This is a genomic window from Streptomyces angustmyceticus (assembly GCF_040701845.1).
Taxonomy (GTDB): Bacteria; Actinomycetota; Actinomycetes; order Streptomycetales; family Streptomycetaceae; genus Streptomyces; species Streptomyces angustmyceticus_A.
This window is the reverse complement of record NZ_JBFBHQ010000001.1, coordinates 45924-64374: the sequence shown is the minus strand read 5'-3', so window position 1 is coordinate 64374 and position 18451 is coordinate 45924. Positions and strand designations below refer to the sequence as shown.

The 18451-nt window shown below is 70.1% G+C and carries 10 protein-coding genes; 4 read left to right on the top strand and 6 right to left on the bottom strand.

Annotated features, from left to right (window positions below):
• Positions 1-204: 204 nt before the first annotated feature.
• Entirely contained in the window at positions 205-8676 is an 8472-nt protein-coding gene (locus tag AB0411_RS00290; RefSeq protein WP_366414924.1) for an SDR family NAD(P)-dependent oxidoreductase, read from the bottom strand.
• A 424-nt stretch (positions 8677-9100) separates the two neighbouring features.
• Entirely contained in the window at positions 9101-10144 is a 1044-nt protein-coding gene (locus AB0411_RS00285) for a S66 family peptidase (RefSeq protein WP_366414922.1), read from the bottom strand.
• Positions 10145-11026: 882 nt separating this feature from the next.
• Here AB0411_RS00285 and AB0411_RS00280 point away from each other — a divergent pair.
• Positions 11027-11374 carry a hypothetical protein gene (locus tag AB0411_RS00280; protein ID WP_366414921.1) on the top strand — a complete coding sequence of 116 codons (348 nt, stop codon included), beginning with the start codon at positions 11027-11029 and terminating at the stop codon, positions 11372-11374.
• Positions 11375-11780: 406 nt separating this feature from the next.
• Here the strand turns inward: AB0411_RS00280 and AB0411_RS00275 are convergent, their stop codons facing one another.
• Complete coding sequence (locus tag AB0411_RS00275) at positions 11781-12362, bottom strand: DJ-1/PfpI family protein (protein ID WP_366414920.1); 582 nt, start codon at positions 12360-12362, stop codon at positions 11781-11783.
• Between the two features lie 453 nt (positions 12363-12815).
• Positions 12816-13115, bottom strand: a complete 300-nt coding sequence (locus tag AB0411_RS00270) for a hypothetical protein (RefSeq protein ID WP_366414918.1) — start codon at positions 13113-13115, stop codon at positions 12816-12818.
• 112 nt (positions 13116-13227) lie between these two features.
• Here AB0411_RS00270 and AB0411_RS00265 point away from each other — a divergent pair, with 112 nt between their 5' ends.
• On the top strand, positions 13228-13536 hold the full coding sequence (locus AB0411_RS00265) for a hypothetical protein (protein ID WP_366414917.1): 309 nt from the start codon (positions 13228-13230) through the stop codon (positions 13534-13536).
• 362 nt (positions 13537-13898) lie between these two features.
• Here AB0411_RS00265 and AB0411_RS00260 read toward each other — a convergent pair whose 3' ends face one another.
• Complete coding sequence (locus AB0411_RS00260) at positions 13899-14405, bottom strand: hypothetical protein (RefSeq protein WP_366414916.1); 507 nt, start codon at positions 14403-14405, stop codon at positions 13899-13901.
• Positions 14406-14940: 535 nt separating this feature from the next.
• On the bottom strand, positions 14941-15828 hold the full coding sequence (locus AB0411_RS00255; RefSeq protein ID WP_366414915.1) for a CPBP family intramembrane glutamic endopeptidase: 888 nt from the start codon (positions 15826-15828) through the stop codon (positions 14941-14943).
• A gap of 295 nt (positions 15829-16123) precedes the next feature.
• Here AB0411_RS00255 and AB0411_RS00250 point away from each other — a divergent pair, with 295 nt between their 5' ends.
• A complete protein-coding gene (locus tag AB0411_RS00250) occupies positions 16124-17410 on the top strand; it encodes a sensor histidine kinase (protein ID WP_366414914.1) in 1287 nt (428 codons plus the stop codon).
• Complete coding sequence (locus AB0411_RS00245) at positions 17407-18087, top strand: response regulator transcription factor (protein ID WP_366414913.1); 681 nt, start codon at positions 17407-17409, stop codon at positions 18085-18087. The genes AB0411_RS00250 and AB0411_RS00245 overlap by 4 nt, the downstream gene beginning before the upstream one ends.
• The last annotated feature ends 364 nt before the right edge of the window (positions 18088-18451 follow it).

The following is an 18451-nucleotide window of genomic DNA, read 5'->3' as shown; positions in this document are numbered from 1 at the left end:
CGGCTCGCACGGCAGGGGTCCTGCTTGGAGCAGCCGGCGCGCTTGAGGGCGGGGTTGGCTTTACGGAGTTCCGTGGACACCGAGAAGGACAATCCCCGCCGACAGGTTCGCTTGGGCTTCCGGAGTTCGTCGGTCGCTTCGGTGGGACGGTAGCCGGGGAGTCCGGCCGCGCCGCGACCTCCCGGCGCCGCCACGACGGGGGAGTCAGAGGTCCTGAGCCGGTCCACCGCCGTGGGCGGGAGACGGCCGGGAAGCCGGCTGCCGTCCGGCTTCCCCGTCGTGGCCCTGAGACTCGTCTCCGGAGGCGTCCACTCGCAGGTGCTCGGAGAGCCAGGTGTGGACGGCGAGGGCGGTCGTGCGGGAATGGTCCTCCAACACGGTGAAGTGGTCGCCGGGCACCGTGATTTCGGAGTGCGGCAGGCTCCAGGGACCGGCTGCCTCGATGCCGGGCAGAGGGTCTCCGGCCCGGACGAAGAGGGTGGGGGCCGTCAGGGCGGTCGGCTTCCAGCCGGCGTAGAGCTCCAGGTATCCGGCCATCGCGGTGAGCCGGTCGGTCTCGGCTGAGGCGAACTGTGCGGCGTTCTCCAGCATGCCCGCGGTCATCGCCGAGAGCGCGGGCCCGTCGCCACCGCGGCCGCCGGGTTCGCTCTCCTCGCCGGGATAGGTGTCGATCAGGACGACGGCGGACGGAAGCAGGCCCGCGCTCTCGAGCTCCTCGGCGACCGCGTGTGCCACCCATCCGCCGGCCGAGCGCCCCAGCAGGACGAACGGCTCGTCTCCCGCACATGCGCGGACGGCGGCGGCCTGCGCCGCCACGAAGGCGTCCAGTGTGGCGGGCAGCGGTTCCCGCGGGAGGAAGCCGGGGTTCGGCAGTACCGAAACCGGACGCCGGTCCTGGAGGGCCGGCCCGAAACGGGCGTACTCGTGCGGCCCTGACAGTGCGCTGAGGGCGGGGAAGCAGATCAGGCGGGTCCCGGAGCCCCCTGTCGCAAGGGTGACGGCCGAGGGTGGTGCGCCGAGGTCCGCGGCGTCCTCGAACACCGCACGGAGACGCGCGGCGATCGTCAGGAGGGCCATCCCGTCCCACGCCTTGCCGCGGGCGCACGCCGTACGGAAGAGCGCGGACAAGGAGTCGGCGTCCGTGTCCTCACTCGGGGCCGGAGTGCTTTCGGTGGCACCGTCCTGCCACCGGGGAGCGGCCAACGGGCCGGGTGAGGCAGGGGCGGCTTGGGACCAGAGTTCCTCCAAGCGGGCAGCGATCGCACGTGGCGTCGGGTAGTCGAACAGGAGCGTGGCCGGCAAGGCGAGTCCCGTCAGCGCTGCGAGCCGGTTGCGCAATTCGACCGCGGCCAGTGAGTCGAGGCCCAGTTCGGCCAGCGCGCGGTCCGCCTCGATCGCGGAATTCCCCGGACCGTGGCCGAGTGCCAGGGCGGCTTCCGCCCGGACCTGCGAGAGGAGCAGAACACCGCGTTCGCCCGGGGGCGTGGCGGCCAGTTGTCGACGCAGAGAGTCCTGGCCGTCGGCGCCGGGCCCGGTGAGCGAGGCGGAGGCCCTCCGTACGGGCCGTCGGCCCGGTACGCGGGAGAGCGGCGCCCCGGGTTCCCAGGAGGCCCCGGCAGCCGCCGGGTCGAGACGCGCGGCCACCAGGACCGCGTCCCGTCCCTCGACGGCGGCGTCGAAGAGCGAAAGGCCCTCCTCGGCCCGCAGCGGGAGGAATCCGGAACGGGCCATCCGGCGCAGGTCCGCGCCCCGGAGCCCGGCCGTCATCCCACCGTTCTGCTGCCACGGCCCCCAGGCGAGCGAGGTACCGGGCAGCCCGAGCGCCCTGCGGTGCCGTGCCAGCGCGTCCAGGAACGAGTTCGCCGCCGCGTAGTTGCCCTGGCCGCCGGAGCCGAACACCCCGGCCACCGACGAGAACAGGGCGAACACAGCCAGGTCGTCGCTCCGGGTCAACTCGTGCAGGGCGAGGCCCGCGTCCACCTTCGGTCGCAGTACGCGGTCCAGCCGCTCCTGGGTGAGTGACGGGACCACGCCGTCGTCCAGGACCCCCGCGGTGTGCACCACGCCGGTCAGTGGGTGGGCCTGCGGCACGTTCGCGAGCAGAGCGGCAAGCGCCGTGCGGTCGGCGACGTCGCAGGCCGCCACCGTCACCTCCGCGCCCAGTTCGGTGAGTTCCGCGCGCAGTTCGGCGGCACCGGGCGCGTCGGCTCCGCGCCGTCCCGCGAGCAGCAGGTGACGTACCCCGTGGGCGACCACGAGGTGACGGGCGAACGTCATGCCCAGGGAGCCGGAGCCACCGGTGACCAGAACGGTGCCGTCCGGATTCAGCCGGCGCGGTGCATCATCGGCTGTCGCTGTCGCTGTCGCTGTCGCTGTCGCTGTCGCTGTCGCTGTCGCTGCCGCTGCCGCTGCCGCTTGGGATGCGCGGACGAGTCTCGGTACGTACGTGACACCGTGGCGTACGGCCGTCTGCGGCTCGGGGCTCGTCAGGACTCGGGCCAAGGCCCCTGCGGACGCGGGATGGTCGTCGATGTCGATCAGCGAGAAGCGGCCCGGGTTCTCGGTCCGCGCCGAGCGCAACAGCCCCCACACAGGTGCCTGGACGAGAGCAGCATCGTCGGTGCCCATGCTTGGGTCCGGATCGGCTCCGGTGGCGACGATTCCAGACGTGAGGACGACGAGACGTGAGTTGACGAGCCGTTCCTCGGCGAGCCAGCCCTGTACGAGCCGCAGCGCCCAGCCGGCCGCACGGTGTGCGGCCGAGGCACGGTCCCCTCCGTCCACCCCGGTGGACGGAGGGCAGGCGATCACGATGGCCGGGGCGTCGGCTGCCGCCGAGGCCGGATCCGGGTAGAGCATCGGCCGGATGCCCGACTGCCCGAGTGTGTGGCTCAGTTGTGGGCCCGGCTCGCCGAGGAGCCCGCACGAAGGCGGCTGCGTCGGCATCGGGGCGGAGGCATCCGGCAGACGTGTCCACTCCAGGCGGAACAGACCGTCACTGTGCACGGGTAGGACGCTCAACTGCTCGGGGGAGAACGGCCGCAGGGCGAGCGAGCGCACCGTGGCCACGAGGGCTCCGGTCCCGTCGGTCAGCTCCAGCCGGGCACTGTTTTCCTCCGCCCGGGACACCCGCACCCGCAGGGTGCGGGCGCCCGACCGGTACAGCCGCACACCGCTCCAGGCGAACGGGAGCGACAACACCGCCCCGGCTCCGCTGCCACCGTCGCCCTCCGGGGCGGCCTGATCTAGCGTCAGGATGTGCAGCGCCGCGTCCAGCAGGGCCGGATGCACGGTGAACAGGTGGGCGTTTACGTCTTCGTCCTCCGGGAGTTCCACCTCGGCGAGGAGGTCGTCGCCCAGGCGCCAGGCGGCCCGCAGCCCCTGGAAGGCCGGTCCGTAACGGAGCCCACCGTGCGCGAGTCCCCCATAGAGGCCGACACCCGCCCCGGTGCCGAGCGGCAGCGGTACGGCGCCGGCCGGAGGCCATGGGGACGGTGCCTCCGCGGATGTCCGCAGTTCCGGCAGGCCGAAGTCCGCAGGGGTCAGGGCTCCGGAGGCGTGACGGGTCCACGAGCGGTCGTCGTGTCCGGGAGTGTGCGTCCGTGCGTGGAAGACCACCGCCCGGCGCCCGTCCGTATCCGCTCGCGCCACCTTCACCTGGAGCTCGACCGTCTCGTCGAGGGACAGCACCAGCGGTGCCGTCAGCGTCAGTTCCTCCAGTACGGGGGCACCCATCCGGTCGCCGGCGTGGATCGCCATCTCGACGAAGGCCGTTGCCGGCAGGAGCACCGTGTCCAGCACCGCGTGGTCGGCGAGCCAGGGCTGGTCACGCAGGGACAGCCGGCCGCTCAGCAACAGGCCGTCGTCGTCCGCCGTCGACGTCACGGCGCGCAGGAACGGGTGGGGCGCGGTGTCGGACCCCGTCGCGGAGCCCGTCGCATCGGCCTCCAGCCAGTAGCGCTCACGCTGGAACGCGTAGGTGGGCAGCGCCGTGTGCCGTGCGCCGCGCCCGGCGAAGACCGCGTGCCAGTCCACGTCCACACCGTGGGTGTGGAGTGCGGCCACCGTGGTGAGCAGCGCCCCGGCCTCCGGCCGTGGACCGCGCAGCGTCGGGACGACCAGAGGCGCGGGGGCGTCCGTACCGCCACCGGACGTCGCCGCCGCCGTATCCGCCGTGGCCGCCGGGCGGCGGCCGGAGAGGCAGTCGCGGGCCAGACCCGCGAGCACACCGTCCGGGCCGAGTTCCACGAAGTGCGTGGCCCCCTGCTCCGACAGGTACCGCACCGAGTCGGCGAATCGGACCGGTCGGCGTACATGGTCCACCCAGTACCGGGGCGAGCAGATCTCCTCGGGGGTTGCGGGCCGGTCCGCCACCGCGGTGACGAGGGGAAGTTTCGGCGGGGAGTAGCTGATCCCCTGCGCGACCAGGCCGAAGGCATCGAGCATGGGTTCCATGTGCGCCGAGTGGAAGGCGTGGCTCACCCGTAGACGGGTGGTCTCGCGTCCCTGTGCGCGCCAGTGCGCGATGGCCGCCAGCACTGCCGATTCGTCCCCGGAGACGACCACGGAGCGGCCGTTCACGGCTGCGATGTCCAACGCCCGCGCAAGGTCCCCTCCGCCTGCCCGATACGCGGTCACCTCGCTCTCGTCGGCCTGTACCGAGGCCATCGCCCCACCGGTGGGCAGAGCGTCCATCAGGCGGCCCCGTGCCGCGACCAAGGTGCAGGCGTCCGCGAGGGACAGCACCCCGGCGACATGCGCCGCCACCAGTTCGCCGACCGAGTGCCCCGCCACCATGCCGGGGCGTACGCCCCAGGACTCCAGCAGCCGGAAGAGGGAGACCTCCAGTGCGAAGAGGGCGGGCTGGGCGAAGCGCGTCCTGTGCAGGAGCCCACCTGCTCGCGGGCCCCCGGCACCCTCGGCGCTCCCCGCGCCGCCTTCGGCACCCTCGGCGCTCCCCGCGCCGCCTTCGGCGGCGTCGGCGCTCTCGGCGGCGAACACCACGTCCCGAAGCGGTACCGGCAGAAGCGGGTCCAGCAGTGCGCAGATCTCGTCGAAGGAACGGGCGTAGACGGGCTGGGTCTCGTACAGTTCGCGGCCCATGCCGACCCGTTGGCTGCCCTGCCCGGTGAACATGAAGGCGACCGGGCCCGCCGGGCGGGGGCAGCTCGTGCTCGGGCCCGGCCGGAAGCGGCCTTCCGCCACCGCGTCGAGCGAGGCGAGCAGTTCTTCGCGGTCACCGGCCACCAGCACCGCGCGATGCTCGAAGCGGGCGCGGGTCGTGGCCAGGGAGAAACCGAGGTCCAGCAGATCTGTTCCGGGGCGTTCGCCCACGTAGGCGTGCAGTCGCCGCGCCTGCGCCCGCAGCGCCGTGGCGCTCCTCGCCGACACCGGGAACGCCACGGCCGCCCCCGGGGCCGCGGCCACCTGAGCGGTCGTTGATCCGCGATCCGGGCGGCCCGGGGCATCCGGCTTCTCCGCGGGTGCCTCCTCGATCACCACATGCGCGTTGGTCCCGCTGATCCCGAAGGACGACACGCCCGCTCGCCGGGGCCGCCCGGTCCGGGGCCAGGGCACCGCACGGGTGAGCAGTGCCACCGCACCCGACGACCAGTCCACGCCGGGGTTCGGCTGCTCGGCGTGCAGCGTACGCGGCAGTACGCCGTGTGCCATCGCCTGGACCATCTTGATCACAGCGGCCATGCCCGCCGCCGCCTGCGTATGCCCGATGTTCGACTTGACCGAGCCCAGCCACAGCGGGTGTTCGCGTGTTCCGGCCTGCCCGTATGCCTCCAGGAAAGCCTCCGCCTCGATGACGTCGCCGAGCCGGGTGCCCGTGCCATGCGCTTCCACCGCGTCGATGTCCGCGGGTCCCAGCCGGGCGTCCGCCAGAGCCTGGCGGATCACCCGTTGCTGCGCCGGTCCGTGCGGCGCGGTCAGACCGTTGCTCGCACCGTCCTGGTTCACCGCGGAACCGCGCAGCACGGCCAGGATCCGGTAGCCGGCCCGCCGGGCCTCCGACAGCCGGGTCACGAGCAGCATCCCGGCTCCCTCGGCCCACCCGGTGCCGTCCGCCGTCGCCCCGAACGCCTTGCAGCGGCCGTCGGGGGCGAGCGCGCGCTGTCTGCTGAACTCGACGAAGGAGTGGGGCGTCGACATCACTGTGGCGCCTCCGGCGAGCGCCAGCGCGCACTCGCCCCTGCGCAGAGCCTGGGCTGCCAGGTGCAGGGCCACCAGTGACGACGAGCAGGCCGTGTCCACGGTGACCGCCGGCCCCTCCAGGCCCAGGGTGTAGGCGATGCGGCCGGAGGCGACACTGCCCGCGTTACCGATACCGAGGTAGCCCTCCACACGTTCCGGCGTGCGGGCGAGACGGCTGGCGTAGTCGCTGTACATGAGTCCGGCGTACACGCCAGTGGGTGTGGAGCGCACCGTGCCGGGATCGATCCCCGCGTGTTCGAAGGCTTCCCAGGCGACTTCGAGCAGCAACCGGTGCTGCGGATCCATGGCCAGGGCCTCGCGGGGCGAGATCCCGAAGAAGGCCGGGTCGAAGCGGTCGGCACCCGACAGGAAGCCTCCCGCGCGTACGTAGGTACGGCCCGCCCGCCCGGGGTCCGGGTCGTACAGCCCGTCCACGTCCCATCCCCGGTCGGCGGGGAAGGGGGTGAGGGCGTCGGTCCCGTTCTCGACCAGCCGCCACAGGTCCTCGGGGTTCTGCACGCCGCCGGGGAAACGGCACGCCATGCCGACGATGACCACGGGGTCCTCGTCCGTACCGGCGTCTTCCGGACGACTGGGCGTGGCAGTCGCCGTCCCACCGGTGAGCCGCGCCCGGAGATGTGCGGCGAGCTCGGCCGCGGTGGGGAAGTCGAAGGGCGCGGCCTCGGACAGCGGGAGGCCGGTCGCCGTCGACAAGCGGTTGCACAGCACCGTCGACGTCAACGAGTCCAGGCCCAGGTCGCGGAACGCGGTGCTCTGCTCCACCTCGTCCACGGCACAGCCGAGCACGGCGGCTACCTCGGCCCGCACCAGAGCCGCCAGGTCCACCGTCTCCGCGTCCGCCGGCGTGCGGGTTCCGGCCGGCACAGGGCGCCCCGGCAAGCCTGCGAGCGCGTACCGCCTGACCTTGCCCGAGGCGGTACGCGGGATCGTGTCCACCTCGTAGAGGGCGGCGGGCACCTTGAACGGTGAGAGGTGTTCCCGGCAGGCGGCGAGAATCTCCCTCCTGTCGAGGGCACCGGCGTTCGCCGGGACCAGGTAGGCGGCCGGGACCTCACCGAGTACGTCGTCCGGGAGGCCGGTCACGGCGGCGTCCCGGATGCCCGGCAGGGCCAGCAGCACCGCCTCCACCTCGGAGGGATGGATGTTCTCCCCGGCCCGGATGATCAGCTCGCTGACCCGGCCCGTGAGGGTGAGTTCACCGTCGGGGCCGATCCGGGCCAGGTCACCGGTGCGGTACCACCCGTCGCGCAGGACCTCGGCGGTGTCGTCGGGCCGCTGGTGGTAACCGGCCATGACACCGGGCCCGGAGACCCACAACTCGCCCTCGCCCTCGCCCGAGGCTTGGGCGCCGCTGCCGTCGCCGATACGCGCCCGCATGCCCGGCAGCACACGGCCGCAGGAGCCGTCCGCCTTGGCGGCGCCCGGTGCGGTCATGGTGACGGGCCCCGCCTCGGTGCTTCCGTAATGATCGAGGAACGGGACCCGGCAGACTTCCTCGAACACCCGCTGGAAGGCGGGAGGGGCGGCCGCACCCCCGCTGACGCAGCCACGCAGGGCGGGCGTCCCCAGCCCGCCGTCCCCCACGGCGTCGACGAGCTTGCCGTACGTCGCCGGTACACCTGCCAGCAGCGTGAACGGGTCTTCGGTCCGGCGTAGCTCGCCCAGCACGTCCGTCACGGAAAACCGCGGCAGGAGCATGGCGGATGCCCCGGTCGCGGTCACCCCGAGGACGCACAGGAGTTGCCCCATGGCGTGGTGGAGGGGGAGGGGCCAGAGCAGGCGGTCGTCCGCTGACAGGCCGAGGACGGTGACGAAACCGGACGCCACCGACGACAGCCGGTTGCGCTGGGTGGAGCGCACCCCTTTGGGCAGGCCGGTCGACCCGGAGGTGTAGAGGAGCCAGGCCACCTCGTCGAGCCCGAGATCATCCGGAGCCGGCACGGGCGGCTCGGTGGCGGCCAGCGGCGCGTAGCGGAAGATGCCCGCTTCGTCGGCCGAGCCGTCACCTGCCCCCGCCGCCGGGTACCCGTCTCGCGTCCCCGCATCCTCGACGAGCACCACGCTCAGCCGGGGGCGCTCCGGCAGCAACGGCCGTAACTGCTCCAGGGAGGACCGGTCGGTGAAGACGACCCGGGCCCCGCTGTCGTCCAGCAGGTGCGCCAACTCTGCGGTGGTGCTCCGCGGGTCCATCGGCACACCGACCGCGCCCGCCCTGATGACGGCGAGGACGCTCTCGACGGCCTCCACCCGGTTGCCCAGGAGGACCGCCGCTCGTTCCCCGTGCCGCAGCCCGAGGCCGACGAGATGTCCCGCCAGTCGGCCGGTCCGCAGTTCCAGCTCCCCATAGGTCACACGGGAACGGTCGTCCTGGAAGGCGGTCTTGGTACCGAGACGCCGGGCATGCTCCCGAAGCAGATCCGGCAGCGGACGGAGGGCGGCCATGTGCACTGTCACCAGTATGAACGCTTCCTCTGAATAAGGGAGTTGGCACTATCACGATAGACGAACGGTGTGCCGAGCCGGGGGAACAATTCCGGACGGGACCTGCAACGGAGCGGACGACACCACGAGTTGCCGCGCCCTGAAAATAAAAACCGCCTGCGAGGGATTCCCCCATCGGCCTTTTCCCGCTGTCGATTCCGATTGGAGATTTCAGCTGGAGCCGGGCAGGCAGCGAACCGTCGAACGACTCAATGGAGCGTTCCCCTTCCGGCACGAGCGGTACCCGCCCGACCGGTTCCACTCCCGCTCCGAATCCCACCTGACCTGGGCACTCGCCACCTCAAGGGCAGACGGCTCACGTGCAGAGGCTCTCGCGAGGCGCGCGATGAGAGAGCACCCACCCGAGGCTGATGCCGCACGAATGGGAGGAACTGCCTCAATAGGTGACCGTGATCCGACGCGCCGGTCCGTCCACCCGGATGTGTCCGCCGACGGGGATGACGAGCTGGGGGTCGGTGTGGCCGAGATCGACGTCGAACACCAGCATCGCGTCGGGGGCGTACTGCTGGAAGGCGTGCAGGACCGCCTCTCGCTGTTGCCGGCGGAACTCCGCTTTCTCCTGGGCGCCGAGCTGGTTCTCGAAGGACCAGCTCTTGGCCCTGCCCATCAACAGTGCGGGGAACTGCCGGAGGAGCCCGCGTTCGCCCATGTTCCGAAGGATCCGGTAGACCTCTTCGGCGCGGGGCATCTCTTCCGACGTCTCGAGGAAGAGCACATCACCGGCATAGGCATCGACCGGCAGTACCGCACGGTCGGCCATCAGCAGCCAGGAAATGATCTCCAATTCGCCGCCCCAGCTGATCCCTTCGACTACGCGGTCCCCGTTGTGCCAGGTCCATCCGTCAGCGGGTTCCCTCTCCGGTTCGGACTCGAAGGTCCGCGGGTCTTCCCAGGGCCGGCCGATGTCCCCGTAAGTGCTTGCCGCGGTGAGCTCGTACTCGCCGGAGGTGAACAACGCTGCCCTGAGCGACTCGGCGGTCAGTGGGTGCATCGCGCCGGGGCGCCCTAACTCCACCATCACGGAGGTGCCGTGGAAACCGACGATGCCCAGGTTCCGCAGGAACAGCAGCAGATTGGTGTTGTCGCTGTAACCGAAGAAAGGCTTGGGATTGGCGCGCAGAAGTGCGCCATCGAGGTGTGGCAGCACGGTCATCTGGTCATCGCCGCCGATACTGGCGATCACTGCCTTGATGTCGGGGTCCGCGAAGGCCGCGTGGATGTCCGCGGCCCGCGCTTCAGGCGTCGAGCCCATCATCCGGGTGGTCGGATACTCCACAGGCTGCAATCCAAAGTCGTCCCGAAGCCTGGCCAGCCCCAATAGGTAGGGCAGAGGAAGGGCACCGGGCAGACCGGATGAGGGGGACAGCACCGCGACCCGATCTCCCGGGCGGGGCTTCACAGGGTAGAGAGGGTCCGTCATCCGGTGATGATAGGAGTCCGTGGATCCACGCTGCAGCGGATATTCCGCGGCTCGTCAGGAACGCCTCGCACCCCTGCAGTCCGCGGCGGAAGTTTCCACACTCACTTACCGCTTGGTTTCTGCTGTGCACGCGCATGCTCGGATGCACTTCGCGCCACGGTGCGCGGAGCGGGCCCGATGCGCGGCACGATCCCCGGGAGGTAGATCTTCTGGATGGCGTCACCGGCATCGTGAGCCTCCCAGTGGGCGCGGCGGCCCAGCGCTCGACCAGAACGCAACCAGCTACTCGGGGGAGTCCTGGGTGAAAGCGGTGGATCAGCGGGCGCGGGGGATCAGCGGGTGCCGAAGCCGTCGTACACCGAGTGCTCGCATCATCCGGGCACTTCGCCGTCCGGCTCGTGAGTGAGATCTTCTGCACTTCGGAGGGAGGGGGAAGGTGGGCCGCCGGCGAGGTGTGCAGATCAAATGACGCAATCCAGGCAAGCTGTACTCGCCTGGATTCTTCAACGGCCCGCTTTAGGGAATCACCTAGGAGTCGCATCGTAGGCTTCGAAAGGGGCCGGAAGGCGTGCAGATCTCCGGTCACGCCGATCGGCCGGGATCGGGGACTCGGCGTTCGGCCCCCGCCGTGTCGGAGTGCGTCGCCGACCGCCCCTGCCGCAGGCGGGTTTCCTCTGCCTGCCGGTAAGCAGTATGCGGTACATGACGGGTGCGCAGAATTCTGGGAACAGGATTTCGCGAGCAGGATGTCGGGACGGGATTTCGGGATCGGAGTTCGTGCGGAGTCCTGAAACTCTCGTGAATGCACGCCCCGGCACGAAAAAGTGCCATGGCATGGCACGAGTGAATTCGCAGGCGGAGCTGAGAGCAGACGGAGGGTTCGTGCGCAATCGAGAGATCACACTGACGCCGGGAGCCGCGCCGCAGGAGGCCCTGGGCGTTGCCCGCGCGGCGCTGGAGCGGCAGGGCTACCACTGGGTGCCGCAGACGAACAGCAGCGCAGAGGTGCGCGAGGGCGAAAACGAGGTCCGCAGCAAGCTGTTCACCGGCAGGCTCTGTATGAGCCTGTCCGTTCAGGACGACCGGCTGGTCATGGAAGCCGAAACCAACGGCCTGGGTCTGGCTGCCACGACCGGAGCCCCGGCCGCCACGGTACGGATCCGCAACAAACTGAACCACTGCGCGGACATGGTGGGCAGCGCGCTCGCCCAGGCGGGTCTGGCCCGCTGACCGTCGTAGCCGACCCGCCCGGCCTCGGGGCCCGAACGCCGCCGCCCATCACGGAGGCCTCCCCAGAGGCCGGAGGCGTCCGGAACGGACGGAGGCGCTCAGGTGGCTGGGCCGGCGACGGAACAGCCGGGCGGCCGCGGATGACGGGTGAACGGCCGACCTGAGTCCCTGTTGGGGGGCTGATGTGGGACTGTCGATTGCTGCATGTCCCTGCCCCTGTCCCTGTCCCCTCAGTCGGTTGCCCGCAGTCGGCGAGGAGTGCCTCATGCAGGTGAGGCCGGACGCCGGCCTCGACTCGACGAACGTACGGCCCAGGTTCGAGAGTCCGGCCGGCCCGGGGCCGGCTGTCAGTGGTCGGCGGAACGCTCTGAGCAGCGTCAGCTGGGATGTCCCGGTGCCATGGCGATCAGGAGCTTCGCCAGACGACGCCGCGCTGCTCGTATTCCATGATGGACTCGACGCTGAGGGCGAGGGAGGGCCCGCACTCGCGGGTGATCATCCAGAGCGCCAGATCGATTCCGCTGGTGACACCGCCCGCGGTCACCAGGTTCCCGTCGTCGACGACTCGTGCGTCGATCACCTTGCCTCCCTGGGCGGCCAGCTCGGCCTTGGCGAGGTGGTGTGTCGTGCACGGACGGCCCTTGGTCAAGCCTGCTGCGGACAGCACCATGACTCCTGTGCAGACACCGGCGACGACGACCCCGGACTGCTGTGCCCGCACGAGGTCCCGTAGGACCTCCGGACTCTTGATCAACTGGTCGTCGCCGCCCGGCACGATCAGAAGATCGGTGTTGGCAGGTTCCCACGCGGTCGGCACCGTGACGTGGGTGCCGAAGAAGCACGTCACCTCGCCGGGAGCCGATGGCCGCACCAGTGTCGTTTGTACCTGGCCACCCGCCCGCTCGGCATGCCCGAGAACGTCACGCGGCCCGATGAAGTCCTGCTCCTCCACCCCGTCGTACATGAGGATCTGAACACGTAAAGACATTGGCTTTTCTCCTTGGCTGGTGAAGTGCCCGCGGGTGCTGCGGGCACTGCGAATATCCCGAACGAACCGAGTTCAGCGGTCGTGGCTGACGGTTTGAGCAGGTGCCTGTATTGCAGTGGCCCATCTCCTCATCACTCGCCCGACCTCCGGTCAAGCCGGCGGCGGTCGGCAGCGAGCGACGGCGCGCTGGGATGGCCCTCTGCGGGCCGCATGCGTGTCGCCTCGAGGAGCTCATGAGCGGCACGAGGTTGCGCGCGTTCGTCAAGTCCGACCCCTCATCACACTTCGGGAGTGGCGCTGGCTTGCTCCATAAGTCCGCTGCGCCCGTCGAATAGTTCCCGTCCAGCCCCTGATCCGTGCGGCGACGGCTGGGACCTGCGGCGCTCCCGCTGGCTCTGCCGCTGTCGCTGGCACACGTTGCCCGGGGCACGCAGCCGGGGCTGCCCGCGGGTGTCAGCCGGGGAGAGGGTGCGGCGCTGCGTCAGCGGCCCGGCCGGTGGTCGTGGATCTCGACGGTGCCGCCGGGAACCGCACGAGCGCGTCCCGCCCGATGTGGTAGTCGAAGGGCGCGGCGACCACATCGGCGCCGGTGGCCTCGCCCGGCGGACGCTCCAGCCTGACCCGCTCCACGGCCGTGGAGCTCGCCGAGTGGACGACCACGAACGAACCGGGGGCTCGACCGGCTGGCGCGACCTCCTCCGACGCGGTGTCGGACCCACGGGACCTGCCGCGGTGTTGGCCGACGGCGCTCACCGCTGGATCATCGGCAGCCACCGTCGGCACACCGCGTTCATTCGTTTAGTGATCGTTTATTGAGGCTCGGCAGGATGTGAAGTGTCGAGAAGGATCCTTCACAGGGGACGGTATGGCCAAGCTCTATCTGGAGAAGCTCAAGTGCGTCACGACTGAGGGCTGGCGCGGCTTCGACGAGCCGAGGCTTGTGGTCCAGAATCGTGGCACCGTGTGGAACGGGACGGTGGTGGGAGACCGGATGTACACCGTCAAGTACGACTGCGACTTCACGGGAACGATCGCCGTTTCTCTCGGGGAGGCTGGCGGAACAGCCGGGGACGGCAGGCTCGGGGAGCAGTGGATCACGGATACACCTGGTGAGCGCTGTCTGCGCTTCAGGGCGGAAGGCGCCGAGTACAACCTGCTGTACGCGGTGGAGTAGGTGGCTCGATCCGAACCAGGGAGACGCCTGTCGGCCCTGGATGGAGCTCTGGCGCGCAGAACGCAAGGTGCCCCTGCCTAGTTGGGGCGGGGTCCCGACGGCGCGAGCTTCATGCGGACCGTGACGAGGCTGATTGCCGACGCCCGCCACATCACCTACGGGATCGGATCGCCCGCGAGCTGGGTCCACTACGGGGATCGGATGCCCGCGAGCCGGAGAGCCTCTGCGACCTGGAGTCCCTGGATCACCGGCTGCCGGGGCGCTGGCCAATTGTGGCGATCGAGGCGAGGCGACCTCGGACGGCGACACCTCCACGACGGGTTCGTGCGGCTATTGGCTATCAAGAGAGAGGGCCCTTCGGCCTACGGCGTGGAGAGGTCGTGCAGTTGGTCGCACTTGTCGTCCAGCAGGTGCAGTTGCCGGAGACGTTGAAGGGCAGCGGCCGGGAACGGAAACCGTACCCACCGGGCCTTGTAGCCGGCCTCGCCATGCTCCCGCAGCACTGTCTGAGCGGCTTCGACCACGGCGTGTACCAGGCTGCATCGACGCTGGGACGTACGCCACGAGAGGGTGCCGTCGGCGTCGGGAGCGGCGAAACTCGCGGATATATCGGGGAACCTGTAGATCGAGACTTCGACACCTGTAGCGACGCCACGAAGCACCCACCTGATCTCGACGGGTTCAAGGTCGAAGGAGACCCGCTCGACCGGTTCCGGCCGGTACATGCCTGCTAGCCCATTGATGAGATCGGCCAAGGGATCGGTGCAGTAGCTGACTACGTACTTTGCTTCAGCAGACGCGTCGGCGATGCGGCACGTTGCCCAGCCGCTACCGCTGAGCTGCCAATCGAACTCGAGCTGATCCGCCATCCCGCCCCCTGGGCAATTCTTGCCCAGACAGTAACAGGACGAGGGCTGCTGTTGAGCTGGGCTGTTTGCCCCGGTTGGTGGCACGGTCAGCTTCCAAGTCTTTGTTTCGTCGGCGAGCTGCGTGTTGAGGTCGGTGTCTGGCCGTTCGATGAGGCGACCTTCTGCCGGAGGGCGCCGATGTCGCTGGGTACGCCCAGTCCGGTGGCGTGCCATTCGTCCCGGCCGAGGACTACGGACCTTCGATGCCCGCTGGTTGCCACTCGGGTCGGCCGGGTGCCAGCTTTCTGCGGAGCCAGCCCCTCCGGCGAAGGTCACCGTTGGTATCGCGTCTGCAGTGGCGACGTGGATGGTCAGGAGAACCCGGACGGGCACCGTGACGCTGGTTCAGCGAGCGTGACCGGGTTCGGGATCGGTGCCGTCGGCTTCGCAGCCGTCGGCTTCTGTGCGGCTGTCGTGATCGGTGTGGTCATGGCTGGTGTGGTGGTGGCGTTCGGTTCCACTGCAGGCTGTGGACGCTCCCACGGAGTACTTCGCGTTACCTCCTCAGTCCGTTCCGGCAATATGCCGTGCGAGCAGCGGGGCCGGGGGCCGGCGTTTTGCGGGTCAGTCTTCGGGTGCCGAGGAGCAACAGGCAGATGACGGCCATGGGGGCGAGGGCCAGCAGCATGGGAGTGACTGTGCCCAGGCCTCTCCTCCCGTCCAGGGTTTCGCCGAGGATCAGGAAGAGGACCATGTTGTTGCCGGCGTGGGCCAGACTCGCGACCCAGACGCTGCCGCTGCGCTGGTACAGCCACATGAGAATGATCTCCTGGAGCTGGAAGGAGAGGGCCCACACCGCCAGGCCGATCGCCAGGTTCGTGAACTCGACGTAGCCGATGACGGCCAGTGGAAAGTGCCACGCCGTCCATATCAGCCCCGTGGCGATGGTGGAGGGCACCGGGCGGCCGCCGAATAGGCGTGGCCTGAGGTAGCTGGTCCAGCCGAATTCCTCGCCCGAGTAGAGAGGGGTGAGAATGAGGGCCACCATCATGAGGCCGAGGACGGTCACCAGTTCTTTTGTTCCGGGTAAGCCGCCCGGGCCGGACAGGTCCGGGGTCCACAGGCCGAGCGCAGCGGCGAGGGTGAGGGTGGCTGCCGCGATGAGCGGCGGGCCCAGCCAGGCCACACCGTAGTAGCGCCAGGCCGTCTTGAGGTGGAGTTTCAGTCCGGCGTCGGCGAAGCCTTCGTTTGTGATCCAGCGGCGGACCACCACTGCGGCGATTCCGGGCATACAGAAGCCGGGTAGCTGCAGGAGAGGATGGAGCGCGGACAGACCCAGGCCTGCTCGCGCGAACAGCAGCCAGAGCCAGGTTCCGGCGAAGGAGATGAGGAGGAAGACCGTCACACCTTTGCGGGTGACGGATTTTTCATGGTTGGTGAGCACTGACTTTTGCCTTTCGTGGTTTTCGGGCCGGGGGTTCCGCTCCCCGCGTTCGGCGTGGTGGGCCTGTGGGTGATTTCCTCTCGCCGTCGCTGTTTCCTCTGCGGTGGCTGCCTTTCCCACTCTCGCATCGGGCGGAAAAGTTTGTATCGCTGTCGAGAGCGAATTCCGATTCCCCCTATTTCGGGGTGCGTTCTGGCCCTTTCGGGGGAGGCGACCGGGTGCGGCGCCGGGGTACGGTCCGGCCGTGGACAAATTAATTCGCCCGCTTTCGTGCGGGACCGGGTTCCGGGACTGGGTGTATGCGGCCCTCGGCGCGGCCTTGAGCCTGCCGCCGCTGACGGCGGCGCTGTTGTGCGCGCCACCGACGTGGCCGACGGGGCTCCGTGTGCTGGGCTTCGTGTGTGCGTTCGCCGTGGTGACCGTGGCCATGGGCGCGCCTCTGTCGGCCAGGCGCGCGAGTGTGTGGCTGGCCAACGGGTTGCTGGGGGCCGGTCTGCCCGAGCCGGTGGACACGACGGGACCGCGCTGGGTGAACCGGTTGCGCACCGCGGTGTGGCTGGTGCCCCACATGGTGCTCGGTGGGGTGGTCACGGCGGTCTCCTGCCTGGCCGTTTTCGGCGCCGTTGCGTTCCCCTCGGTCTGGCTGGGCGGTGAGGAGCGCATGACCGTCTTCGGGCTGTCCCTGTGGATCGGGGAGGGCTGGCGGGGGATGTGGGCGTTGCTGCCGGCAGTGGGATGCCTGGTGCTTGCGGCGGGGGTCACCTTCGGCGGTGCGGTGCTGCTTCGAGGGCTTGCGGCGGTGCTCCTGGGCCACCGGCCCGGCGAGCGGCTGGCCGCCGCCGAGGAGCGGATGAACCTGCTGGCGCAACGGAACCGGCTGGCACAGGAGTTGCACGATTCGATCGGCCACACCCTGACGGCGTCCACGATCCAGGCAGCGGTGGCGGTGGAGCTGATGGACAGTGACCCGGCGGGCGCCAGGCGCGCCCTGAACAGCATTGAGGAGACATCGCGAGCCGCCATGGACGATCTCGATCACGTGCTCGGGATGCTGCGTGAGGAACGGCCGTCCACAGTGCCCCGGCCGACCCTCGAGGACCTCGGTCCGCTGGTGGAGCGTGTTCGTGGAGCCGGCGCGGAATTGGCAGTGCAGGTTGAGGGTGACCTGGCTCAGGTGCCGGCCACGGTGTCGCGGGAGGCGTACCGGGTCGTCCAGGAGGGCCTGACCAACGCCCTGCGGCACGGGGGGAAAGCCGGGATCCGGCTGCGGACGACGGTGCGGGGTGGGTGGCTGGAGCTGGAGCTGACCAATCCGGTCGGTACGGGGGGACCTGCCCGGCAGCGGACCGGGGGACAGGGGGTGCAGGGGATCGGGGACCGGGTGCGGCTGCTGCGGGGAACGTCGCACGCCGGGGTCGTGGAGAGCGGCTGCGGCGGCGGCAGAGGCTGCTGCGACGGCGACGGCGGGGGCCACGCGGACGGCAGGGACTGTGGCGGCTGTGGCAATGACCTGGGCGGTCGGGACGCGGGGGAAAGTCGATGGCGGCTCCGGGTCCGGATACCGCTACGGTCGGTGTCATGAACGCCTCCACAGCGCCGGGCCTGGACGCGGACCCGCCCGTGACCGTGCTCGTCGTGGACGATGACGAACTGACCCGCACCGGTCTGCGGACGCTGCTGTCGGCCAAGCCCGACCTGGACGTGGTGGGCGAAGCCGACGACGGCGCCGAGGTGGTTGCCGCGGTGACCCGGCTCCGACCGGACGTGGTGCTGATGGATGTGCGCATGCCGCGGGTGGACGGGATCGAGGCCACCCGGCGGCTGCGGGCGCTGTCCGACCCACCGAAGGTCGTAGTGATCACCACGTTCGAGAATGACGAGTACGTCTGGGACGCCCTGCGGGCCGGGGCCAGCGGGTTCATCCGCAAGCGGGCCCCGTCACAGCAGATTGCGCACGCCATCCGGTTGGTGGCGACCGGTGACTCGGTGCTGTTCCCGGACGCGGTCCGCCGGATGGCCGCGGGCCGGCCCGTTCGACGAGACGCCTCCGTGACCACCGCGCTCACCGGCCGTGAGACAGAGACGCTGCGTCTCATGGCACGCGGGCTGTCCAACCAGGACATCGCCGCCCGGATGGTGGTGAGCCTGGAGACCGTGAAGACCCATGTGGGCAATGTGCTGGCCAAGTTGGGGGTCGGCAATCGCACCCAGGCGGTCGTCCTGGCCTTCGAAACGGGGGTGGCCGATCCGAGGGGATGAACTGACCAGGGTCAGCAAGCCCGTCGGTCGGCCAGGCCCTGATAGCACCGCAACAGCAGCTTGACCCCGTGTTCCCCTTGACTGTTCCTCTCCCCGTTCTCCTCGACTGTTCCACCCTTGAGCGGCAGTGCCCGGCAGGGCGTCCCGGGCTGTCCCGGAATGGTGAACTCGCCATCGTCACCGAGGCGCAGCCCGCTGAGACTCCTGACCAGGCCGGCGTCCGTGGTAGCTGCTGATGACGGTCGTCCTGGTGCTCGTGGTGGTGTCGAGGCGGGCGGGGGAGGGATGAGGACAGGCCGGGGCGTCGCAGTGTCCCGGCGTAGTCCGGTAGTTGCAGGTACGAGTGCGCGGCCCGGCCTGCCTG

Bases quoted from the DNA above. Each gene is read 5' to 3' on its own strand.
- AB0411_RS00285 (WP_366414922.1), bottom strand. From the start codon at position 10,144: ATGACGGACCCTCTCTACCCTGTGAAGCCCCGCCCGGGAGATCGGGTC.
- AB0411_RS00260 (WP_366414916.1), bottom strand. From the start codon at position 14,405: ATGGCGGATCAGCTCGAGTTCGATTGGCAGCTCAGCGGTAGCGGCTGG.
- AB0411_RS00245 (WP_366414913.1), top strand. From the start codon at position 17,407: ATGAACGCCTCCACAGCGCCGGGCCTGGACGCGGACCCGCCCGTGACC.
- AB0411_RS00275 (WP_366414920.1), bottom strand. From the start codon at position 12,362: ATGTCTTTACGTGTTCAGATCCTCATGTACGACGGGGTGGAGGAGCAG.
- AB0411_RS00265 (WP_366414917.1), top strand. From the start codon at position 13,228: ATGGCCAAGCTCTATCTGGAGAAGCTCAAGTGCGTCACGACTGAGGGC.